This window comes from Nonomuraea sp. NPDC050733, from assembly GCF_040654215.1.
Taxonomy (GTDB): Bacteria; Actinomycetota; Actinomycetes; order Streptosporangiales; family Streptosporangiaceae; genus Nonomuraea.
Genome location: NZ_JBFAHO010000006.1, coordinates 253,062 through 275,064 on the forward strand (window position 1 = coordinate 253,062; position 22,003 = coordinate 275,064).

Genomic DNA, 22,003 nt, shown 5'->3' on the forward strand with positions numbered 1-22,003 from the left:
GCCCTTCCACCGGGACGTGTTCTGACCGGGGCCTGTTCCGAGCCACGTGATTCTGACGTCGTGACGGCGGCGTCCCGTCCTCGACGGTCGTTCCCGCACTGCTCCCGCGTCCGACGGCGCGGGGGCTCCACGTTTGAGGAGATGCGATGACTGTCTCGGTCCTGGGGGTGCGCCACCACGGGCCCGGGTCGGCGAGGGCCGTGCGAGAGGAGCTGCGGCGGCTGCGGCCCGACGTGATCCTCATCGAGGGGCCGCCGGAGGCCGACCCGCTCGTGGCCCTCGCCCCGGAGCTGGAGCCGCCGGTGGCGTTGCTGGCGCACGTCCCGGGCGCGCCGTCGAGCGCGGCGTTCTGGCCGTTCGCGCGGTTCTCGCCCGAGTGGCAGGCCATCCTGTACGGCACGGCCCACGGCGTTCCCGTACGCTTCTGCGACCTCCCGGCCGCGTACTCGCTCGCTGACCCGGCTCCCGGTACGGTCCCGGCCGTCGGCGTCGGTCCGGCCCCTGGCGCAGGTCCGGACAGCGGTGCGGGACCCATCGCCGGTGCGGTCCCGGCTGGGGAAGGGGCCCCGGACGCCGACAGGGGTCAGGGTGCGAGCGGGGGTTCCGGTGCCGGCCGGGGGGCGGGCGGCGGTGAGGTCGCGGACGTGCCGGGGGACGCCGGCGCGACGCCCGTGGAGGTGCGGGTGGATCCCATCGCGGCGCTCGCCCTCGCCGCCGGGTACGACGATCCGGAGCGCTGGTGGGAGGACGTCGTCGAGCATCGCGGCGACACCCCGTTCGAGGTGATCGCCGAGGCGATGGCCGCCGTGCGCGAGGGATACGTGCCCGGCCGGCGGGAAGCCCGCCGCGAGGCGTACATGCGCAGGACCCTGCGGGCCGCGCTCAAGGAGGGGCACCGGCGGATCGCGGTCGTCTGCGGCGCCTGGCACGTCCCCGCCCTGACCGGGCCGCTGCCACCGGTGAAGGCCGACGACGCGCTGCTGCGCGGCCTGCCCAAGGCGAAGGTCGAGCTGACGTGGGTGCCGTGGACGTACGGGCGGCTGGCCTGGTGGAGCGGCTACGGCGCGGGCGTAGCGTCGCCGGGCTGGTACGACCACCTGTTCGCCGCGCCCGACCGGCCCGTCGAGCGGTGGCTGGCCGCGGCGGCCGGGGTGCTCCGCGACGAGGGCCTCCCGGTGTCGTCCGCGCACGTCATCGAGGCGACGCGGCTCGCCCACGGCCTCGCCACGCTGCGCGGCCGCCCCCTGGCCGGACTCGGCGAGGTCACCGAGGCCGTCCGGGCGGTGCTGTGCGAGGGCGACGAGCCGGCCGTCGAGCTGATCCAGCGGCGCATAGTCGTGGGGGACCGTCTCGGCCACGTCACCGACCGCACGCCCATGGTGCCCCTTCAGCGCGACCTGCGTGACCAGCAACGGCGGCTGCGGTTCAAGCCCGAGGCGATCGACCGGGACGTGACCCTCGACCTGCGCAAGCCCCTCGACCTCGAACGCAGCCACCTGCTGCACCGGCTGCGGCTGCTCGGCGTCGGCTGGGGCACGCCGGGGGAGTCGCGGGGGAAGGGGACGTTCAAGGAGACGTGGAGGCTGCGGTGGCGGCCGGAGTTCGACGTCACGCTGATCGAGAGCGCCGCACTCGGCGTCACGGTGGTGGAGGCGGCCACGCAGCGTGCCCGTGACCTGGCTTCGGGCGGCGGCGTGGCTCCGGCAGGCGGGTCGGCGTCCGGGGATGGCTCGGGGCCTGGATCCGGCTCACGGCCGGGCTCCGGCTCCGGTTCTGGGGCCGGTTCCGGGGTTGTGGTGTCGTTGGCTGATCTGGCGGAGCTGGTGGAGCGGTGCCTGCTGGCCGAGTTGCCGGACGCGCTGCCGGAGGTGCTGGCCGCCCTCTCGGCCAGGGCCGCTCTCGACACCGACGTCACCCGCCTGATGGCGGCCCTGCCGGCGATGGCCCGCGCGCACCGCTACGGCGACGTGCGGGGCACGCCGGCCGAGGGGCTGGCGGTCATCGTCCGGTCGATGCTGGACCGGGTACGCGTCGGTCTGCCGGCGGCGGTGACGGGACTGGACGACGAGGCGGCGGCCGCGCTGCTCGGCCACATCGACGCGGTCCACGCGGTGGTCGCACTCCTCGAAGCCCCGGCCGCACCACCGGGCGACGCGACCTCGGGTGGCGGCGGTGGTGACGCAGGGTCGGGAGGCGCGCGGGGACGCTGGTTGCGGACGTTGCGGAGTCTGAGCGAGCGGCCCGGCCTGCACGGGCTGATCGAGGGGCGGCTCACCCGCATCCTGCTCGACGCCGGTGAGCTGGACGACGCCGCCGAGCGGATGTCCAGGGCGATGTCGAGCGGGCACCCGCCGGCCAGGGCGGCCGCGTGGGTCGAGGGGTTCCTGGCGGGCGGTGGGCTGCTGCTGGTGCACGACGCCCGGCTGCTGGAGCTCGTGGACGGGTGGCTGACCGGGCTGTCCGGCGACCAGTTCACGGGCGTGCTGCCGTTGCTGCGCCGCACGTTCGGCGGCTTCGCCGTACCGGAGAGACGGGCGATCGGGGAGCGGGTGCGGTCCGCCGGGCGGCCTGAGCGGCGGACGGAGCGGGACGTGGACGAGCGGCGCGCGGCGCCGGCGGTCGCCACCGTGCTGACGATCATCGGGCGAGGCGGCACAGACAGAGGCGGCACCGGACGAGGCGACATCGACAGAGGCGGCGCCGGAGGAAGTGGTGTCGGGAGGGGGAGCGGGAGCGGGCATGGATGAGCGGATGCGCAGGTGGCGCATGGTTCTGGGTGGTGGGGGAGCTGACGGCACCGGCGTGACGCTGGAGGGAGCCGACGCGGCGATGGACACCGCGCTGGCCGCCGTGTACGAGCGCGACGGCGGCCTCGGCGCCTCCGCGCCGCGTGTCGCCCGCTGGCTGGGCGACATCCGGACGTACTTCCCCTCCACGGTGGTCCAGGTGATGCAGAGGGACGCCATCGAGCGGCTGGACCTCACCCGGCTCCTCCTCGAACCCGAGATGCTGGAGGCCGTCGAGCCCGACGTGCACCTGGTCGGCACGCTTCTCGCGCTGAACCGGGTCATGCCCGACCGGGCGCGCGAGTCGGCCCGCGCCGTGGTCCGCAAGGTGGTGGGAGAGCTCGAACGCAGGCTGGCCCGGAAGACGAAGGCGGCCGTCACCGGCGCGCTCGACCGCTCCGCCCGGACCTACCGGCCGCGCCGGGCAGCCGACATCGACTGGGACCGGACGATCCGGGCGAACCTCTCCCACTACCTGCCCGAGTACCGCACGGTCGTGCCGTCGCGGCTGGTGGGGCACGCCCGGCGGCAGCGGGCGGTGCGGCGTGAGGTGGTGCTCTGCGTCGACCAGAGCGGCTCGATGGCGGCCTCGGTGGTGTACGCGAGCGTGTTCGGGGCGGTGCTGGCGTCGATGCGGTCACTGCGGACGTCGCTGGTCGTGTTCGACACCGCCGTGGTCGATCTGACGGACCGGCTGGACGACCCGGTGGAGCTGCTGTTCGGCACGCAGCTCGGCGGCGGCACCGACATCAACCGGGCCGTGGCGTACGCCCAGGGGCTCATCACCCGGCCGGCCGGCTCGATCTTCGTGCTGGTCAGCGACCTGTACGAGGGCGGCGCCCGGGACGAGATGCTGCGCCGGGTCGCCGCGATGACCCAGGCCGGCGTGCAGGTGGTCGTCCTGCTGGCGCTGTCGGACGAGGGGGCGCCGTCGTACGACCACGACAACGCCGCCGCGCTCGCGGCGCTGGGCGTGCCCGCCTTCGCGTGCACGCCCGACGCGTTCCCTGAGCTGATGGCGGCCGCGCTGGAGGGGCGTGACCTGGGTCATTGGGTGGAGAGCCGCACGTCCTGAGGCTTGTGGACGGGCCGGCCGGGGCGGGCGTCAGTGGCCCGCCTGGCCGGGGACGGCGCGGCGCGGGAGGAGGAACGACAGCGCCAGCGTGAGCCCGAGCAGGCCCACCTCGGCCCACACCGTGGCCTCCATCGCCGGCCCGAATCCCCACTGGCTCTTGAGCAGGTGGAAGAAGAACGTGCCGAGCACGGCGGTGCCGAGCGCGCCCCCGAGCTGCTGCACGGCCGTCAGCGTGCCCGAGGCGGAGCCGGACTCGTGGTTCTCCACACCGGCGAGCACGATGTCGAAGAACGGCGCCATGACCATGCCCATCCCGACGCCGGCGACGGCGAGGCCGGGGGCGAGCTGCCACGGCGAGAGGTCCAGGCCGGTGAGGTGCACGGTCACGGCGAGAACGGCGGCTCCGACGGCCATGACGACGGCGCCGATCTGCAGCAGCCCCCGGCCGAGCCGCTCCTGCAGCCCCGACATGGCCAGGCCGAAGCCGGCCACCGCGCCGAGCGCCTGCGGCAGGGCGGTGAGCCCGGCCTTGAGTGGGCCGTAGTGCAGGCCCACCTGGGTGAAGAGCGTGAGGACGAGGGCGAAGCCCATGATCCCGGAGAAGAACGCCAGCCCGGCGGCCAGTCCGCCGCTGAAGGCCCGCTTGCGGAACAGGCTCGGCGTGACCAGCGGGTCCTTGCCGCTCCTGGCCCGGCGCGACTCGAACACGGCGAAGACGACGAACATCACGGCGGAGCCCGCCATCGAGACGAAGGTCCAGGCCGGCCAGTCCAGCTCGGGGCCCTGGATGAGCGGGTAGATCAGCAGGAACGCGGCCACGGACACGAGCAGCACGCCCACGAGGTCCAGCCTGGTGGCGCCGGTGAGCCGGATCTCCGGTAGGTACCGCATCCCGGCCACCACCGCGGCCAGCCCGAGGGGCAGGTTGATCAGGAAGATCATGCGCCAGCCGGCGCCGAACAGGTCGGCGTCGACCAGCCATCCGCCCAGGATCGGCCCGCCCACCGACGAGATCGTCATCACGGGGCCGAACGCGCCGAACGCCTTGCCCATCTCCTCCGGCGGGAACATCTCCTTGATCATGCCGAGCCCCTGCGGCAGCATCACCGCACCGAACAGGCCCTGCAACGCCCGGCCGGCGATGAGCAGCTCCGGACTCGTGGACAGGCCGCACAGCAGCGACATGACCGTGAACCCGGCCGCGCCGATCAGGAACATCCTCCTGCGCCCCACCAGGTCGCCGAGCCGCCCGCCGGTGATCAGGCCGACGGCCATGGCGAGCGTGTAGGCGGCACCGAGCCACTGCACGAGGCTCTCCTCGCCGCCGAGGTCCTGCTGGATGGTGGGGGCCGCGATGGTGGTGATGAGGGCGTCGAGCATGTCCATGACCTCGGCGGCGAGGATGACGGCGAGGGCGGGCCAGCGCCAGCGGTGCGGCTGGAAGCCGGTGGTGGCCTCCAAGGTGGTGACGGTCATCGGGGGAACTCCTTCTAACACCGTTCGGATCTACGAACACCGTTCGTCAGCGAGCACTGTTCTATGGGCGAACGGCGTTCGTGTCAAGTACAGTGTTCGTCATGCGAAGCCTGAACAGCGGCGATGACCGCCCGGACCTCCCCGTGCCGCCCTGGCGCAAGGCCCGCAAGCAGCCGCAGCCGAGACCCCAGCTCAGCCAGGAGCTGATCGTGGAGACCGGGCTGCGCATCCTCGACTCGGAGGGGCTCGACGCGCTCAGCATGCGGCGGGTGGCGCAGGAGCTCGGCACCGGCCCCGCCTCGCTGTACGCGCACGTGGCGGCCAAGGAGGAGCTGCTGGAGCTGATCTACGACCGGGTGCTCGGCGAAATCGCGTTGCCGGAGTACGACCCCGCCCGCTGGCAGCCCCTGCTGCGCCAGTGCGCGCTGGAGATGCACCGCGTCATCATGGCCCACGCAGACGTGGCCCGCTCGGCGCTGGCCGGCGTCCCCACCGGCCCGAACGCGATGCGGGTCGCCGAGTACATGTTCGGGCTGCTCATCGACGCCGGCATGGCGCCGCGCGACGCCTCGCTGGCCTTCGACCGGATCGTGCTCTACGTCTGCGCGGACGCCTTCGAGGGGTCGCTGCACTTCTCCCGGATGAAGGCGGTGGGGGCGTCGAGCCTGGAGGAGTTCTTCCACGCGTACGTGTCGCACATCGAGGAGTACTTCTCGTCGCTGCCGCCGGAGCGGTACCCGCACCTGAGCGAGCACGCGAAGGCGCTGGTGGAGGACGACGGCGAGGCGCGCTTCCGGTACGGGCTGGATCTGCTCTTCGACGGGCTGGCGGCGCGCATGCCGGGGTGATCTCCCCCGGGTGGGGGAGCGGGCTCCCCGCGCGGGGTGACGAGGGCCGGGACGTACGCGTGTGATCGTGGACGCCGGCCGCACCGCGCCCGTCCCCGAGGAGCCTCCGTGACATCCCACTCGCCCGTCCCCGCGCCCCGCGCCGCCGTGGCGTGGGGCGTCCTGTACGCGGCGGTCCAGAGCGCGTGGGCGGTCAGCGGCACGACCGTGCCGCTGACCCCCGAGACCGTCTACCCGCCGGCCGCGCAGTTCCTGCTCGCCGTGCTCGCCCTCGTGGCCGCCGTCGCCTGCACGGCCGTGACCCGCCCGCTCCGCCACCGCGCCGGGGCGGCGGCGACGGCCGTCCTCGCGGTGACGCTGCCCGTGTTCGCCGCAGGGGCGGTCGGCCTGCCGGTACACCTGGTCACGGTGCTGTCCGGTGCGGGCGTGGAGAGCGCCACCGGCCTGGCCTGCGTGCTGCTCGACGCCGCCGGCGCCGCCGTCCTGGCGTACGGACTGACGACCGGCCTGCGCCGCCTGCGAGGCAGGTGCCCCCGCTGCGGGCTGGCCCATCCGTACCCGGGCGGCGGCCCTCTCGCCCGCCCCGGCCCGTCCACCGCCTCCCGCCGCACCCGCTCGGCCGCCGCCCTGCTGATGTGCGGCGTCCTGCCGTGGGCCGGGGTGAAGACGATCTGGACCCTCGGAGGGGACGCGCTCGGCGTCACGGCCGAGCGCTGGCACGAGATGAACGCGGGCGCCCCAGGCGCGGCCCGCGCGCTCGCGTCGGTGGGCGTCGACGTCACCGTGCTCGCCGCGCTGCTCGCCGTCGTGCTGACGCTCGGCCTGCTGCACCGGTGGGGAACGGTCTTCCCCCGGTGGGCGCCGCTGGTGGCCGGGCTGCGGGTGCCGCGGATGCTGCCGCTCGTCCCGGCCTGGGCGGTCGGGGCGGGGCTGGCGGCGTACGGCTCGGTGCTGGTGGTGTACGCGTCGCTGCGCGCGCTCGGCGTCCTGCCCTCGGCCGCGTCACCGGACGGGTTCACCCGCGCGGGGCTGACCTGGATGATCCTGTTCGGCGGGCTCGCGTTCGCCGGCCTGGGGTACGGCCTGCTCCTGTCCGCCCGCTCGTACGCCGCCCGCACCCGCCCCGCCTGCGCCCCGCCGCCCGCTCCGGTGGCCGCACCGGCGGCGGGAGGTCCCGGGAGAGCCGTCGTACGTCCTTAGGCCCAATTGCCTAGGACCCGCGCCCGATGTGCCCCGGCGGCCGGGACCCTAACCTGCCGGATATGACAACGACTCTTGAAGCTCCGGCCCCCGCCGGCGTGGTGTCCTCCAGTTACCGGGCGGTCAGCGTGGGCCTGGTGGCCCTGGTCATGCTGGTGGCGTTCGAGGCGATGGCGGTGGCCACGGCCATGCCCGTCGTGGCGCGCGAGCTGGGCGGCATGTCCCTGTACAACCTGGCGTTCAGCGCCACCCTGGCGGCCAGCGTGATCGCGACCGTGCTCGGCGGGCGGTGGAGCGACCTGCGCGGCCCGGTCGCGCCGCTGACGGCCGGAGTGGTCAGCTTCGTGGCCGGCCTGCTGATCGCCGGATTGGCGCCGACGATGGAGGTGCTGGTCGCCGGCCGGTTCGTGCAGGGGCTCGGGGCCGGACTGGTCCAGGTGTCGCTGTACGTGCTCGTCGCGCGGGTCTACCCGCCGGCGATGCACCCGAAGGTGTTCTCGCTGTTCTCGGCCGCGTGGGTGGTGCCGTCCATGGTGGGGCCCGCGATCGCGGGGCTCGTCGTGGAGAACGCCGACTGGCGGTGGATCTTCCTCGGCGTCTCGCTGATCGTGGTCCCCGCCGCGCTGCTGCTGTGGCGCGGCATCGCGGGCCGCCACCTCGGCGCACCGGCCGGCGCCGACCGGTCCGCGACCGAGCCGGCCGCTCCCGCCCCGCGCCTCGGCGGCAAGCTCGTGTGGGCCACGCTGACGGCCGTCGCCGCCGCCCTCATCCAGTACGGCAGCGCGCTCAAGCTGGCCGGGCTGCCCCTGCTCGCGGCCGGCGTCGTCCTGCTGGCCGTCGGCCTGCCCAGGCTCCTGCTGCCCGGCTCCCTGCGCGCCGCCCGCGGCCTGCCCAGCGCCCCCGTGCTGCGCGGCCTCGCGTACGGCGCGCTCATGGCGACCGAGGTGTTCATCCCGCTCATGCTGAGCAGCGAGCGCGGCCTGTCCCCGACGGGCGCCGGCATCGTCCTCACGATCGGCGCCCTCGGCTGGTCCACCGGCTCCTGGATCAAGGGCCGCGGCGTCATCGGCAACGTGGCCGCGGTCCGCGGCGGCGCCACCCTCATCGCCGTCGGCATCGCGCTCGTGTCCCTCGTGCTCGTCGACGCCGCCCCGCTCGCCGTGGCCCACGTCGCCATGGCGATCTCCGGCCTCGGCATCGGCATGCTGCACCCGACGGTCTCGGTCATGGTGCTGGAGATGTCCAGGCCGGGCGAGGAGGGCGGGAACACCGCCGCCGTGGGCGTCGGCGAGTCGGTCTTCACCGTCGTGGCCGTGGCCGGCGCCGGCGCGCTGTTCACCGCCTCCGGCGAGTCGTACCTCGTGGGTCTGGCGTTCACCTTCGCCCTCGCCGTCCTGGCGGTCGTGGTGGCTCCCCGTTTTGCCCAGTCCGCGAAGGCAGGCACTATGGAAGGGATCGCGTCTTAAAGGGGGGCACATGCCGCGAGTGCGGGAGCTGGAGGTCTTCCGGATCGTTCTGCCGGTCGGCAGGCGGTCCGAGAGCCTGCTCGTCAAGCTCACCGACTACGCCGGCATGACGGGGTGGGGGGAGGCCCTCGCCCCCGGGGGGAAGACGTTCTCCCGGCTGGAGGAGACGCTCGGCGCCCTGCTGATCGGCGTCGACTGGGAGCACCCCGACGCCCTGCCCGGCAGCGACCCGGCGGTCGACATGGCCTGCTGGGACCTGTGGACCCGGATGCGCGGCGTCCCGCTCGCCCACGCGGTGGGCGGCACCCGCACCTCGCTGATGGCCACCGTCCGCCTGTCGCCCGACACCTCCGTCGAGAACCTCGTCGCCCGCGTCAACCAGCAGGTCTGCGCCGGGTACGGGCACGTCACGCTGGACATCCGCCCCGGCTGGGACGTCGAGCCGGTCCGGGCGGTACGGCAGGCGTACCCTGCGCTGACGCTCGCCGTCGACGGCGCGGGGGCCTACACCGAGGACGGCCAGCTCGTCGCGCTCGACTCCTACGGCATCGAGGTCATCGAGCGGCCGTTCGCGGTCGGCGACGTCAACGCCCACGCCTCGCTGCAGGACCAGGTGGCCGCGTCGGTCGCCGTGGAGGTCCGCTCGTCGGCCGAGCTGGACGACTTCCTCACGCTGCGCGCGGCCCGCGTGCTGCTGCTGCGGCCCACGGCGTTCCCGTCGCTCACCGAGGCCAGGCGCGCGCACGACCGCGCCGCGGCGGCCGGCTGGGACATCCAGTGCGCGGGCGGCCAGGGCGCGGGCCTGGCGCGGGCCGCCACGGTCGCGCTGGCCAGCCTGCCGGGCTGCACACTGCCGTGCGACGTCACCCAGCCGCCGCGCAGCAACCAGATCGTCACGCCCATCGTCGGGGCGAACGGGGGCGTCGTCGCGGTCCCGCTCACCCAGCCGGGCCTCGGCCACACCATCGACGAGCCGCGCGTCCGCCGCCTGGCGAAGGACCACTTCCTGGCGTGACCCGGGCGTGACCCGCCCGCCCTACCTTGATCGCCTACGGGTGGCGAGGGAGGGGTGGGCATGGAGGATGTGCCGGGGCTCACGAGGTGGCGGGTCTGGTGGTTGCGGCTCATGTGGGGGCCGTCCAACCAGTCGTCGTCCTGGCTCAGGTACACGGTGGGCATGGCCCTGCTGGCGGCGGTGAGCGCTGGGGCGACGTGGTACTTCATCGAGGCCGACGCCTACGGCCTGCCCGTGGCGTTCAAGGCGTTCGTCTGCGTGGCGGTCGGCGTCGCGGTTCTGGCGTACGCGGTCCACCGCAGGCCGACCCGGTATCGCTGGCGCAACCCGCTCCTTCCGGCGGCTGACCCCGCCGGTCTGCGCGCGGTGGTGGCGGAGGCCGCCGAGCTGGCGGGCTGGGACAGGCCGTTCCCGGTGGTGCGCCTGAACCCGTGGGCGAGGGTGGTGGCGTGGCGAGGAGCTCGCAGCGGCGAGGTCATGCTGGGTGTGCCGTTGCTCCTCGGGCTGACCAGGGACGAACTGCGGGTGATCATCACGCGGGAGCTCCTCCTCTCCCGCACGGTGCCGAGGCACGTGATGTACCTGCTGGCCCTGAACTCTGCCGACCTCGGGCGCGTGATGCGGGGCGAGCCGTCGCCGTGGCGGCCCTGGCTGCGCGCGCACGCCTACAGGGTGCGGCACGATCTCTGGAAGGCCCTGGCCGAGCTGGTGGGCACGGAGACCCTGGAACACGTGATCCGGCGGGAGAACCAGGTCGTCTACGCGTTCGACTGGCACCTCCAGCGCTACGTCCACCGTACTTTCACCCCGACCTTCTGCACCGACGTCTACCGCTCGTTCGGGTGGAAGCTCACCGAGGACGACCTGATGACGAGGCTGGGCCCGAGCATCCAGGCGGTGACGGGCGAGGAACTCGACGGGCACGAGCTGAGGCTGCTGGAGGAGATCGGCTGGAAGCCGGGCGCAGCCGTGGAGTCCGTCACCGAGCCGGTGCTGGCCGAGGTGCCCGAGGAGGTGGACCACCGGCTCGGCCGGGTCCTGCTGCGCCATTACAGTCAGGACCGGCGCCTGCTTCCCATGGCGTACGCCCTGGCGGACACCACCGCCGAGCAGTGGCTCTACTACCACGAGGCCCAGCTCGACCAGCTTCGCGCCGCCGCCCGTGCCCTCCTCGGCGACTCCCATACGGTCAACGACCTCGTCCAGCTCGCCCAGGAGGGAAGGGCCGAGGAGCTGGACTGGTGGCATGTCAGGACCGTGTGCCCCCACCCGTCCCGCGCCGTCTGCGTCCTCCTTCCCGTCCTCCAGACCGGCCTGCGCCGCCAGGGGTACACCCACGCCGACCCCTTGCGGCAGCGGGTGCTGACCGGCCCCGGGGGTGCGGTGGTGGACGTGGTAGAACTGGCCGCGGAGATCGCGGGAGGTGACATGACGGTCAAGGACCCCGACGAGGACGCGCGCCGGCTGGCCGCCGAGTCGCTGGCCGGGGGCGACGCCACCGGCTGGTTCGAGCGCCTGTACGCCGGGTCGGCGACCGGGGAGGCCGTCGTCCCGTGGGACTCCGGCGGCCCGCACCCGCTGCTCGTCGCGTGGACCGGCGAGCGGGAGACCGTGCGGGCCGGCGAGCGGGACGCGGCGGGGGAGCGGCGGCGGGCTCTGGTCGTGGGCGCGGGGCTGGGCGACGACGCCGAGCACCTGGCCGGGCTCGGCTACGACATCACCGCGTTCGACGTCAGCGAGTCGGCCGTGCGCCTGGCCCGCGAGCGCTTCCCCGGCACGGCCGTCGCCTACCGCGCCGCCGACCTGCTCGACCCGCCCGCCGAGTGGCGCGGCGCTTTCGACCTGGTCGTGGAGATCATGACCGTACAGGCGCTGCCCGAGCCGCTGCACGAGCAGGCCATCGCGCGGATCGCCTCCTTCGTACGGCCCGGCGGCACGCTGCTGGTGATCGCCTCGGGCCGCGACGAGGGCGATCCCGTGTTCCCGCCTCCGTGGCCGCTGACCCGGCCGGAGATCACCGCGTTCGCGACCGGCGGCCTGGCGGTCGGCGAGATCGAGGACCTGCGCGAGCCCGGCCGCCGCCGCTGGCGGGCGACGTTCCACCGGCTGAAGGCCTAGACCAGCCCCGCCTCGTAGGCGATCAGCCCCGCCTGGGTGCGGTTGGCGCAGCCCAGTTTGTCCAGCATGCGTGACACGTATCCCTTGATCGTGGCCTCCGCCAGGTAGAGCCTGCCGGCGATCTGCGCGTTCGACAGGCCCTCCCCCAGCAGCGCCAGGACCTCGACCTCGCGTTCGGTCAGCGATCCGACCAGCTCCCTGGCCCGGTCGCGGGCCGAGTGCGTGTCGGCGGAGGCCGCGATGAGGCGGCGGGCGGCGGCAGGCGACAGCACGGTGTGGCCCTCGGCCGCCACCTTGACCAGCCCGATCAGCTCCTCCGGCGGGGTGGACTTGAGCAGGAACCCCGACGCGCCGGCCCGCAGCGCGCGCAGCACGTACTGGTCGGCGTCGAACGTGGTCAGCACCACGATCGGCGGCGGGCCGGGGAGCTTTCCGAGCCGTTCGATCGCGGTGATGCCGTCCACGCCCGGCATGCGCAGATCCATGAGCACCACGTCGGGCCGCTGCCGGACGACCTCCTCGACCCCGGCCGCGCCGTCGTGCGCCTGGCCGACCACCTCGATGTCGCCCGAGGCGCCCAGGATCGTGCTCAGGAACCGGCACACCATCGGCTCGTCGTCGACCACCACCACGCGGACCACGGGTCACACCCCGGTCGGGACGTAGGCGGGCAGCGTGGCCTCCAGCCGGAAGCCGCCGTCGGGCTCGCGCCCGGCGCGCAGCGTGCCGTGCACGACCTCGATGCGCTGGCGCAGGCCCGCGATGCCGAGCCCCGACCCGGTGCCGGCCAGCTCACCGGGCGCCCGGGTCGGCGGGGTGTTGCGGATCGACAGGCGTACCTGCGCATCGCCGTACTCGACGCGGACGGTCACGCGCGCGCCCGGGGCGTGCTTGCGCACGTTGGTCAGCCCCTCCCTGACGATGCGGTAGGCGGTGCGCCCGACGACGGGCGAGGCCAGCGCCGGGTCGCCCTCCTCGACGAGCTCGGCCGGGTTGCCGACGACCGTGGACTCGGCCACGAGCGCGGCGAAGCCGGCCACCGACGGCGTCTCCTCGCCCTCGGGCGCCGTGCGCAGGATGCCGACCAGGTCGCGCAGCTCGTCCAGTGCCTGGACGCCCGCCACCCGCAGCTCCTCGGCCTGTCTTCGGGTCTCCTCGTCGGTGGCGGTCATGCGCAGCGCGCCCGCCTGCAGCACCATCAGGCTGACCCGGTGGGTGACCACGTCGTGCATCTCGCCGGCCAGACGGGCCCGCTCCTCGGTGCGGGCCTGCTCGGCCAGCAGGTGGCGTTCGCGTTCCGCGCGCTCGGCGCGTTCGGTCAGCGCCTGGACCAGGCGCCTGCGGGCGTCGAAGTAGAGCGCGAGCAGCGGGCCGAGGGCGACGCGGAGGACGCCGAGCGTGAGGAGCAGCACGGAGGGCTGCCAGAGGCGCACGACGATCAGCGTGAAGACGGCGAGCGCGAGGATCGCCTTGCGGCGATTCTGGCCGGAGTGGTAGAGCGGGCCGTAGGCGGCCAGCGACGCGGCCGACACCGGCGCCCACACGTTGTCGGGGTTGGCGGGGGTGATCGCACCGAGCGGCCAGATCAGCAGCGTCACGACCAGAGTGAACGCGCCGATCACGGCCAGTACGGCGAGCGGGGCCCTGCGCCGCGCCACCAGCGACAGGCAGGCCAGCGCTTGCGCGCCGAGCAGGACCCAGGCCGGCGTGCCGGGCCGCTCCGGCCACCAGGAACCATGCACCAGTGTCAGGACCGTGTCCAGGGCCGCTAAGGCGACGGCGATCGCCACGTCCACGGCGAGCCGGTGCCTGCGCGTCATGCCGCCAACGCTATGACATCGGGCGAAGGGCCAGGTACCTACGAAAGTCGCATCCCAGTCCCTACGGCCGGCCCTGCCGGAGGCCGGGCGCCGGATCGTGCAATGGATCGCATGACACCTCACCTGGGACGCTACAAGATCGATTCGGGGTCCGTCACCTTCAGACTCGACACCGGCCGCTTCCCCGTCATCACCTTCCGGGCGAACGGCTCGCTGGAGGGGACGCTGACCGTGCGGGACGTCACCCGGCCGCTGGCGCTGACCGTCGAGCGGACGGAGGTGGAGCCGCGCTCGTTCACCGTCGTGGCGACCACGCGCGTCGACAGGACCGAGTTCGGCGTGACCGCCTACCGCGGCCTGGCCGCGCGCCACCTCGACGTCCGGATGGAGGTCACGTGCGTGCGCTCGTAGTGGAGGGCCTGGCCAAACGCTACGGCGCGGTGCGGGCCGTACGGGAGGTGAGTTTCGGCGTCGAGCACGGGGAGATCTTCGCGCTGCTCGGCCCGAACGGCGCGGGCAAGACCACCACGCTGGAGATCATCGAGGGCTTCCGCGTCAAGGACGCCGGGGTGGTCGAGGTGCTGGGCATGGACCCGCGCGATCCGGCGCTGCGCGCGCGGATCGGGCTGGTGCTGCAGGACATCGCGGTCGAGCCGTACCTGACCGTGCGCGAGACCATCGCGCGCAACGCCGGCTACTACCCGGCGCCGCGCGACGTGGACGAGGTCATCGACCTGGTCGACCTGCGCGAGCAGGCGCGGCGCAAGGTCAAGGCGCTGTCCGGTGGCCAGAAGCGCCGCCTGGACCTGGCGCTCGGCGTGATCGGCAACCCGAGCCTGCTCTTCCTCGACGAGCCGACCACCGGCTTCGACCCGAACGCCCGCCGCGGCGCCTGGGAGCTGGTCAGGAACCTGCGCGACTCGGGCACCACGATCGTGCTCACCACGCACTACATGGAGGAGGCGCAGGAACTGGCCGACCGGGTCGCGGTGATGTCCGGCGGCCGCGTCGTCGCCATGGGCACGCCGGCCACGCTGGGCGGGCGCGACTCGGCCGAGACCCGCATCCGCTACCGGACCCCCGAGGGCCCCGTCGTCCTCGAGACCACCGACCCCACCGGCACGCTCAGGGAGCTGATCCGGAGCGGGGTCGTGCTGGACGGGCTGACCGTGCACCGGCCCAGCCTGGAGGACGTCTACCTGGAGCTGACAGGATCATGAGACTCATCTGGCACCAGATCCGCTACGAGCAGCTTTCGTTCTGGCGCAATCCGCAGAGCGCGTTCTTCACGTTCATCTTCCCCGTCGTGGTCATCATGATCTTCGGCTCGCTGTTCGACGGCATGGAGACGGGCGACTACTTCTACGGGGTGTCGGCGCTGGAGTACTACGTGCCCACGATCGCCGCGGTGTCGGTGCTCGGCTCCTGCTTCAGCCAGCTGGCGATCGTGCTGGCCGCCCGGCGGCAGAACGGCATCCTCAAGCGCGTCCGCGCCACCCCGCTGCCGGCCCGCGTCTACTTCGCCGGCCTGCTGGCCCACTGCGTGCTGGTCAGCATCGTCGACGTGCTGCTCGTCTCGCTCGTCGGCAGGCTGTACGGCGTGCCGTTCCCCGACCCGGCGCGGCTGCCGGGCCTGGTGGCCACGCTCGTGCTCGGCGCGGCCGCGTTCTGCGCGCTCGGCGTGGCCGTGGCCTCCCTGATCCGCACCGCCGAGGCCGCGCCCGCGGTGGTGCAGCTGGTGCAGTTCCCGCTGGTGTTCATCGCGGGCACCTACCTGCCGATCCACTCCGACGTGCTGAACGCGGTCTCGGACGTGCTGCCGGTGCGGCCGTTCAACCAGGCCCTGTTCACCGGCCCCACCTGGCACAGCCTCACCGTGCTGGCCGTCTGGGGGCTGGCGGGGGCGCTGGTGGCCATCCGCCGGTTCCGATGGGATCCACAGCCGGAATGACCGGGTTGATTCGGTTGCTCGAGGGCCGTCAGGCTCATCGCCTCCAGATCATCCAGATCCAGCGATGGAGTGCTGGAGCCTCAGGAGGCGAGGGCCGCGTCCAGCAGCAGGGACCCGGCGCCCAGCAGCGCGGCGTCCCGCCCGGCCCGCGCCGGCGCGATCTCCAGGTCGCGTGTGGCCAGCGGCAGGCACCGCTCGTACACCGCGGCCCGGATCGAGGTGATGAGCGGCTCGGCCGCCGAGAGGCTGCCGCCGACGACCACCACGTCCGGGTTGAAGAAGTTCACGAGCACGGTGAGGACCTCGCCGATGCGGCGGCCCGCGTTGCGCACCATGCTGGTGGCCTCGGGCACGGCGTCGTTGACCAGGTCGACGATGCCGGAGGTGTGCTTCACCTCGACGCCCGCGTCGGCCAGCGCCGCGCCGAGGGCGGCGCCGCTGGCGTAGGCCTCCAGGCAGTCGGGGTGGCCGCAGGCGCAGATCACCGACGAGTCGGAGCTGACCCGCACGTGGCTGATGTCGCCCGCCGCGCCCCGGCCGCGGTGCAGGCGGCCGTTGACGATCACGCCGCAGCCGATGCCGGTGCCCACCTTGAGCACCATGAGGTTGTCGCTGCCGGGCCAGGAGCGGGCCTCGCCGGCGGCCATGAGGTTGGCGTCGTTCTCCACCAGGACGGGCAGGTCGTAGCGGGCGCGCAGGTGGTCGGCGACGGGGAAGTCATTCCAGCCGGGCATGCGCGACGGCGTCACCACGCGTAACGTCGCGGGGTCGACGGGGCCCGGCACCCCGGTCCCGACGCCGCGCAGCGGCACCGTCGGCGGCACGCGCTCGGCCAGCAGCCGGTCGAACGCGTCCGACAGCAGGTCGAGCGTCGCCTCGGGGCCCTCGGCGATCTCGCACGGGACCTCCTCGACGACCAGTGGCGCGCCGCTGAGGTCGAGCAGCCCGAGCCGGGCGTGGTGGGCGCCGAGGTCGGCGACCGCGAGCACGCCGGCCGTCGGCGACAGGCACAGGCGGCGCGGTCTCCGGCCGCCGCGCGAGGTGCCGGAGCCCTCCTCGACCAGCAGCCCGGCCGCGATGAGCTCCTCGACGCGCAGCGACACGCTCGACGCGGCCAGCCCCGACAGGCGGGCCAGGTCGGCGCGCGACTCGGCGCCGCCGGTGGCGACGAGCCGTAACAGGTCCCCCTGAGCCCCCTGCACGGGCAGCCGCTGCTTCATGGAAGATGCATACCATCGATCTACTTAGACCAGCAACGTATTGACTTCCTCCGAAATCCACCATTACGGTCCCCTTTATCTTCGACATCGAAGGAAGTGGACGCTCATGAAGAAGATGCTCGCAGTCGTCGCCGCATCTGTGTTAGGCCTGGCGGCCTGCGGCGAGACGAGCAGCCCCGCCGTGCCAGCCGTGCCCGGCGAGTCGAAGACCGCGACCGACGTGCTGGCCAACGCGCCCGTCGCCGAGGCGGCCGACATCCTGCCCGGCTCGACCATGGAGAAGATCAAGCAGCGCGGCGAGCTCCTCGTCGGCGGCTCGCTCGACGCCCCGCTCCTGTCCCAGCAGAATCCCGCCACGGGACAGGTCGAGGGCTTCGACGCCGACCTGGGCAAGGCGCTGGCCAAGTACATCCTCGGCGAGCCGAAGGTGAAGATCGTCAACTCGGCCTCGGAGACCCGGGAGGCGCTGCTCGCCAACGGCACCGTGGACGTCGTCTTCCAGACGTACACGATCACCGAGGAGCGCGCGAAGCAGGTCGCGTTCGCCGGCCCGTACTACACCTCGGGTCTGACGATCGCGGTGAAGAAGGGCACGTCCGGCATCACCAAGCCGGAGGACCTGAACGGCAAGAAGGTGCTCGCGGGCGCCAACACGCCGGCCATCCCCGCGATCAAGAAGCTCGCGCCGCAGGCCGAGATCATCACCTTCGGCAGCGACCCCGAGTGCGTGCAGGCGCTCAAGCAGGACCGCGGTGTCGCCTACGTCCAGGACGAGACGCTGCTGATCGCCGACGCCAAGAAGGACCCCTCCATCCAGATCGTCACCAAGCCCTTCACCGTCGACCCGTACGGCATCGGGCTCAAGCACGGCGACGACCAGATGAAGAAGTTCGTCAACGACTGGCTCGGCAAGATCCAGTCGAACGGCGTCTGGCAGGGCATCTGGAAGAACTCCATCGGCACCGTCGTCACCGGCGACGCCCCCCAGGCACCCAAGATCGGGTCCGTGCCGGGGTCCTGATGTCCGTCATCCTCGATCACCTGCCCGAGCTCTGGCAGGGCCTGGTCGTGACACTCCAGCTCACCGCCGCGTCGTTCATCGGCGCGGCGGTGCTGGGCGTGATCGTCACCGCCCTGCGCGTGAGCCCCGTGCGCGTGCTGCGCGCCATCGGCACCGCCTACGTCGAGACGTTCCAGAACCTGCCGCTGCTGGTGCTGCTCGTCCTCGCGGTCTTCGGCCTGCCGGAGATCGGCATCCAGGCCGACCTGCTCGTGACGGCCATCGTGGTCATCGCGGTGTACGAGGCGGCCTACATCGGCGAGGCGCTGCGCTCGGGCGTCAACGCCGTGTCCAAGGGGCAGGGCGAGGCGGCCCGGGCGATCGGGCTGACGTTCACCCAGTCGCTGCGGCACGTGATCCTGCCGCAGGCGCTGCGCACGGTCGTGCAGCCGCTCGGCAACATCTTCATCGCCCTGACCATGAACACCGCCCTGGCCGGCGCGGTCGGCGTCATCGACCTGACCGCCGCCGCCAACCGGGTGAACCTGGTCGAGGCGCAGCCCATCCCCATCTTCGTCGGCGCCGGCCTGGCGTACGCGGTGCTCGCCGCCTGCGCGGGCTTCCTCACCGGAAGGCTGGAGAAGCGGCTGGTGATCCTGCGGTGAACACCTCCACCACCGTCCTGTTCGACGAGCCCGGCCCGCGGGCGCGGCGGCGCATGCGGATCGCGACCGTCCTCGGCGCCCTGGCCGCCGTGGCGCTCGCCGTGCTCGCCGTCCGGCAGTTCGCCGCCAACGGCCAGCTCGACGCCGCCCGCTGGCAGCCGTACGCGACCTGGCCCATGTGGCGGTACCTGCTGAACGGCCTCGGCTCGACCGCGCTGGCCGCCGTCGTGTCGGCGGCCCTGGCCATGGCGTTCGGCCTCGTGCTGGCGCTCGGGCGGCTGTCGCACCGGCCGTGGGCCCGGGTGCCCGCCGCCGGCTACGTCGAGGTGGTCAGGACCGTCCCGGCCCTGCTGCTCGTGTACGTGGTGCTGTTCGCGCTGCCCCGCTACGGCCTGGACCTGCCGCTGTTCTGGAAGCTGGTCGTGCCGCTGAGCGTGTCCCACGCGGCGTCCTTCGCCGAGATCTTCCGCGCCGGCATCCTGTCGGTCGAGCGCGGCCAGAGCGAGGCCGGGCTGGCCGTCGGGCTGACCCCCGGGCGCACGATGCGCCTCATCGTGCTGCCCCAGGCGGCCCGGCGGGTGCTGCCCTCCATCGTCAGCCAGTCCGTCGGCCTGCTCAAGGACACCTCCCTCGGCTTCGTCGTCAGCTACACCGAGCTGCTCTACAGCGCCAAGGTGCTGGCCAACTACAACGGGCTGCTCATCCAGACCTACATCGTGGTCGCGCTCGTCTACCTGGTGGTCAACATGTCGCTGTCCAAGCTCGCCCGCACGCTGGAGGCCCGCCAGCGCGCCGTCCTGAGAAGGAGAATCGTTCGTGCCTGATCTCGCCGTCCTGGCGGAAGTCGTCCGATCCGGCTTCACCGAGAGCGTCCACTACGGCAGCGCCGTCGGCCTGGACCCCTCCGGCCGCGCCGAGTTCGCGCTCGGCCCCGTCGACGCGCCCGTCCTGCCCCGCTCGTCGGCCAAGCCGTTCCAGGCGCTGGCCTGCCTGACCACGGGCGCCGCGCTGGCCGGCCCGCGCCTGGCCATCGCCGCCGGCAGCCACACGGGCGAGGACTTCCACGTACGGGTGACCGGCGAGATCCTGGCCGACTACGGGCTCGGCTTCGACGCCCTGGCCTGCCCGCCGTCCTGGCCCGAGGACCAGGCCACCGCGCACGCGATCATCAGGCAGGGGCTCGGCCCGTCGCGCGAGCGCATGAACTGCTCCGGCAAGCACGCCGCCATGCTCGCCGCCTCCGTCGCCAACGACTGGGACGTGCCGTCCTACCTGTCCGCCGACCACCCCCTCCAGCAGCGGGTCCGCTCCGTCACCGAGGAGCTGGCCGGGGAGAAGGCCGCGCACGTGGCCGTCGACGGCTGCGGCGCGCAGCTGTTCGGGCTGTCGCTGACCGGTCTCGCCCGCGCCGTGCGGGCGCTCGTGACGGCCGCGCCCGGCAGCGGCCCGCGTCAGGTCGCCGACGCCATGCGCCGGCACCCCGAGTACGTCGGCGGCACCGGCCACCAGAACACCGAGCTGATGCGCGCCCTGCCCGGAGCGCTGGTCAAGGGCGGCGCCGAGGGCGTGCTCGTCGTGGCGCTGAGCACCGGGCACGCGGTGGCCGTGAAGGTCATCGACGGCAGCCCGCGCGCCACCACGGCCGTCGCGCTGGCCGTCCTGCGGCGCATGGGGGTGGACGTGTCGGGGGCCGAGGAGTTCGAGCGGGTGGACGTGCTGGGCGGCGGCGTCCCGGTGGGGCAGATCGTCACGCCGCTCCGCAGCCCTCGGTGAGCGCCCTGGCCGGGGCGTCGGACGCCTTGGCGCTCGGACCGGCCTTGGGGGTCCTGCGCGGCTGGGGCGTCTCGGTCGTGAGCGGGGTCTCCGGCGTCCCCGTCCCCGTCGCCGCGACGGGAGTCGGGGAGGCCGACCGGGTCGCGGCCACGGCGGCCGGGGCGCTCCGGGCGGATTCCTGGATCGCCTCCCGGGTGACCTGCCGGATCTTCTCCCAGTCGGGGTAGCCGGTGTTGATCAGCGGCGGCACGAACTGCACGCTGGTCACCTCGGCCTCCTTGACCCGCAGGGCCAACGGCACCAGGTGCCTGAGCATCGGCCGCGGGATGTCGGTGCGGATCAGCTCCTTGGTGGCCAGCGCGATCCGGTTGAACCGGGTCAGCACGGTCCCCGGGTCGGCCTGCTCCAGCAGCGCCCCGATCACGCAGCGCTGGCGGCGCATCCGGGTGAAGTCGTCGCTGTAGGTGCGCGAGCGGGCGTACCACATGGCGTCGGCGCCCTTCAGCCGCCGCGTGCCGGCCTTGACCAGGCCCTCGTTGTACTTGCCGAACACCACGTCCTGCTCGACGTGGATGCGGACGCCGCCGATCGCGTCGATCAGCCGGGCGAAGCCCCACATGTTCACCAGGGCATACCAGTCGACCTTGAGCCCGAGGGTGTAGCCGATCGTGTCCATCAGCACCCGGGGTCCCTGGCGCTGCTTGCCGCCGAAGATCTCCGGGTGCGCGTCGGCGTACTCCCACACGCTGTTCAGCAGGTCGCTGCGCCCGCCGCCGGGGTCGGGCGGCAGCCGGAACCCGTCGGGGAAGCGCGCGGCCATCGGCGTGCCCGGCCGGAACCGGACGTCCTCCAGGTTGCGGGGCAGGCTGATGAGCACGGTGTTGCCGGTCCGCACGTCGACGCTGGCCACGTTCATGCTGTCGGTGCGCACGCCGATCCGGTTGTCGTCGGCGTCGCCGCCGAGCAGCAGGATGTTGACCCGCTCGCGGCCCGCCCACGGGTCCTGCGGGCGCGACGACTCCTGCGCCAGGGGCTCGGTGGTCTCGGGCGCGTCGAAGATGCCGTTGAGCGTCTCCTTCGAGGTCCAGACGTACTGTGCGACCAGCCCGAACGGCAGCACCGACGCGACCGCCAGCAGCCCCGCGAGCGTGCCCGTGAGGACCTGCCCCGCCTGGGGGAGCGTGCCCGGCCGCAGCACCACGAACGAGTGGACCATGAGGAAGAACCAGGCCGCGCCCAGCACGGCCGCGCCGACGGTGATCGACATGAGCCAGGAGTCCTCGGCGGCCAGCGTGCCCAGGAGATTGTCGGTGGTCAGCGCCACCGCCAGGAGCGCCAGCAGCCCGGTGACGTAGAGGCCGAGCAGGACGAGCCCGGTCCTGCGCCGGCCGGTGCGCAGATGCGCCGATCCGGGCGCCAGCGCCGACAGCGCGAGCCAGCCGAGGACGCCCCAGGCGCTCACCGGTTTCTTTGCCTGCCCCACGCCATCCCCGTTCCCCGTGAACCACACCGTAGGCCGATTCGAGGCGGCAGCCTACGCGTCGTATGCGAAATATCTCGTTATGCCGGAGTGAACATCACTGACCGATT

The 22,003-nt window shown here is 73.3% G+C and carries 19 protein-coding genes; 14 read left to right on the forward strand and 5 right to left on the reverse strand.

The features are described 5' to 3' along the window. Nucleotides 1-146: 146 nt before the first annotated feature. Together AB0H64_RS14630 and AB0H64_RS14635 are read left to right on the forward strand one after the other, a co-directional pair. A complete protein-coding gene (locus tag AB0H64_RS14630) occupies nt 147-2,747 on the forward strand; it encodes a DUF5682 family protein (protein ID WP_357623899.1) in 2,601 nt (866 codons plus the stop codon). Next, nucleotides 2,740-3,861: a VWA domain-containing protein gene (locus AB0H64_RS14635; RefSeq protein ID WP_357623900.1), complete on the forward strand. Its 1,122-nt coding sequence runs from the start codon at nt 2,740-2,742 to the stop codon at nt 3,859-3,861. Before AB0H64_RS14630 ends, AB0H64_RS14635 begins: the two co-directional genes overlap by 8 nt. 30 nt (nt 3,862-3,891) lie before the next feature. Here AB0H64_RS14635 and AB0H64_RS14640 read toward each other — a convergent pair whose 3' ends face one another. After that, nucleotides 3,892-5,337, reverse strand: coding sequence for a DHA2 family efflux MFS transporter permease subunit (locus tag AB0H64_RS14640; protein ID WP_357623902.1), 1,446 nt, complete (start codon nt 5,335-5,337; stop codon nt 3,892-3,894). Nucleotides 5,338-5,438: 101 nt separating this feature from the next. Here AB0H64_RS14640 and AB0H64_RS14645 point away from each other — a divergent pair, with 101 nt between their 5' ends. From AB0H64_RS14645 to AB0H64_RS14665, 5 genes are all read left to right on the forward strand, one after another. Further along, the gene (locus AB0H64_RS14645) at nt 5,439-6,185 is read left to right on the forward strand and encodes a TetR/AcrR family transcriptional regulator C-terminal domain-containing protein (RefSeq protein ID WP_357623904.1); all 747 of its coding nucleotides are present in this window, start codon (nt 5,439-5,441) and stop codon (nt 6,183-6,185) included. Nucleotides 6,186-6,293: 108 nt separating this feature from the next. Further along, nucleotides 6,294-7,385, forward strand: a complete 1,092-nt coding sequence (locus AB0H64_RS14650) for a hypothetical protein (RefSeq protein WP_357623906.1) — start codon at nt 6,294-6,296, stop codon at nt 7,383-7,385. Nucleotides 7,386-7,447: 62 nt separating this feature from the next. Next, the gene (locus tag AB0H64_RS14655) at nt 7,448-8,851 is read left to right on the forward strand and encodes an MFS transporter (RefSeq protein ID WP_357623908.1); all 1,404 of its coding nucleotides are present in this window, start codon (nt 7,448-7,450) and stop codon (nt 8,849-8,851) included. A 10-nt stretch (nt 8,852-8,861) separates the two neighbouring features. Beyond that, complete coding sequence (locus AB0H64_RS14660; RefSeq protein ID WP_357623910.1) at nt 8,862-9,866, forward strand: enolase C-terminal domain-like protein; 1,005 nt, start codon at nt 8,862-8,864, stop codon at nt 9,864-9,866. Between the two features lie 60 nt (nt 9,867-9,926). Further along, entirely contained in the window at nt 9,927-11,984 is a 2,058-nt protein-coding gene (locus tag AB0H64_RS14665; RefSeq protein ID WP_357623911.1) for a methyltransferase domain-containing protein, read from the forward strand. On the opposite strand, the gene AB0H64_RS14670 is transcribed toward AB0H64_RS14665, so the two are convergent. Together AB0H64_RS14670 and AB0H64_RS14675 are read right to left on the reverse strand one after the other, a co-directional pair. Next, nucleotides 11,981-12,625: a response regulator transcription factor gene (locus tag AB0H64_RS14670; protein WP_357623912.1), complete on the reverse strand. Its 645-nt coding sequence runs from the start codon at nt 12,623-12,625 to the stop codon at nt 11,981-11,983. The two genes, AB0H64_RS14665 and AB0H64_RS14670, sit on opposite strands and share 4 nt — an antisense overlap. A gap of 3 nt (nt 12,626-12,628) precedes the next feature. Continuing rightward, on the reverse strand, nt 12,629-13,804 hold the full coding sequence (locus tag AB0H64_RS14675; RefSeq protein ID WP_357623913.1) for a histidine kinase: 1,176 nt from the start codon (nt 13,802-13,804) through the stop codon (nt 12,629-12,631). 111 nt (nt 13,805-13,915) lie between these two features. Between AB0H64_RS14675 and AB0H64_RS14680 the strand changes: the two genes are divergently transcribed. Genes AB0H64_RS14680 through AB0H64_RS14690 form a run of 3 tightly spaced genes read left to right on the forward strand, consistent with a single transcriptional unit; the run spans nt 13,916 to nt 15,755 of the window. Further along, the gene (locus tag AB0H64_RS14680) at nt 13,916-14,215 is read left to right on the forward strand and encodes a YceI family protein (RefSeq protein ID WP_357623915.1); all 300 of its coding nucleotides are present in this window, start codon (nt 13,916-13,918) and stop codon (nt 14,213-14,215) included. Next, the gene (locus AB0H64_RS14685) at nt 14,200-15,024 is read left to right on the forward strand and encodes an ABC transporter ATP-binding protein (protein ID WP_357623917.1); all 825 of its coding nucleotides are present in this window, start codon (nt 14,200-14,202) and stop codon (nt 15,022-15,024) included. The genes AB0H64_RS14680 and AB0H64_RS14685 overlap by 16 nt, the downstream gene beginning before the upstream one ends. Next, the gene (locus AB0H64_RS14690) at nt 15,021-15,755 is read left to right on the forward strand and encodes an ABC transporter permease (protein WP_357623918.1); all 735 of its coding nucleotides are present in this window, start codon (nt 15,021-15,023) and stop codon (nt 15,753-15,755) included. The genes AB0H64_RS14685 and AB0H64_RS14690 overlap by 4 nt, the downstream gene beginning before the upstream one ends. A gap of 80 nt (nt 15,756-15,835) precedes the next feature. Here AB0H64_RS14690 and AB0H64_RS14695 read toward each other — a convergent pair whose 3' ends face one another. Further along, nucleotides 15,836-16,975 carry an ROK family transcriptional regulator gene (locus AB0H64_RS14695; protein WP_357623919.1) on the reverse strand — a complete coding sequence of 380 codons (1,140 nt, stop codon included), beginning with the start codon at nt 16,973-16,975 and terminating at the stop codon, nt 15,836-15,838. Nucleotides 16,976-17,081: 106 nt separating this feature from the next. Here AB0H64_RS14695 and AB0H64_RS14700 point away from each other — a divergent pair, with 106 nt between their 5' ends. The 4 genes from AB0H64_RS14700 to AB0H64_RS14715 are packed head-to-tail and all read left to right on the forward strand — an operon-like array spanning nt 17,082 to nt 20,413. Then, nucleotides 17,082-17,996: a glutamate ABC transporter substrate-binding protein gene (locus AB0H64_RS14700; RefSeq protein ID WP_357623920.1), complete on the forward strand. Its 915-nt coding sequence runs from the start codon at nt 17,082-17,084 to the stop codon at nt 17,994-17,996. Then, nucleotides 17,996-18,640, forward strand: coding sequence for an amino acid ABC transporter permease (locus AB0H64_RS14705; RefSeq protein WP_357623922.1), 645 nt, complete (start codon nt 17,996-17,998; stop codon nt 18,638-18,640). The genes AB0H64_RS14700 and AB0H64_RS14705 overlap by 1 nt, the downstream gene beginning before the upstream one ends. Further along, a complete protein-coding gene (locus AB0H64_RS14710; protein WP_357623924.1) occupies nt 18,637-19,464 on the forward strand; it encodes an amino acid ABC transporter permease in 828 nt (275 codons plus the stop codon). The genes AB0H64_RS14705 and AB0H64_RS14710 overlap by 4 nt, the downstream gene beginning before the upstream one ends. Continuing rightward, nucleotides 19,457-20,413 carry an asparaginase gene (locus AB0H64_RS14715; RefSeq protein WP_357623925.1) on the forward strand — a complete coding sequence of 319 codons (957 nt, stop codon included), beginning with the start codon at nt 19,457-19,459 and terminating at the stop codon, nt 20,411-20,413. The genes AB0H64_RS14710 and AB0H64_RS14715 overlap by 8 nt, the downstream gene beginning before the upstream one ends. On the opposite strand, the gene AB0H64_RS14720 is transcribed toward AB0H64_RS14715, so the two are convergent. Next, nucleotides 20,388-21,875: an LCP family protein gene (locus tag AB0H64_RS14720; protein ID WP_357623926.1), complete on the reverse strand. Its 1,488-nt coding sequence runs from the start codon at nt 21,873-21,875 to the stop codon at nt 20,388-20,390. The two genes, AB0H64_RS14715 and AB0H64_RS14720, sit on opposite strands and share 26 nt — an antisense overlap. Nucleotides 21,876-22,003: the final 128 nt, after the last annotated feature.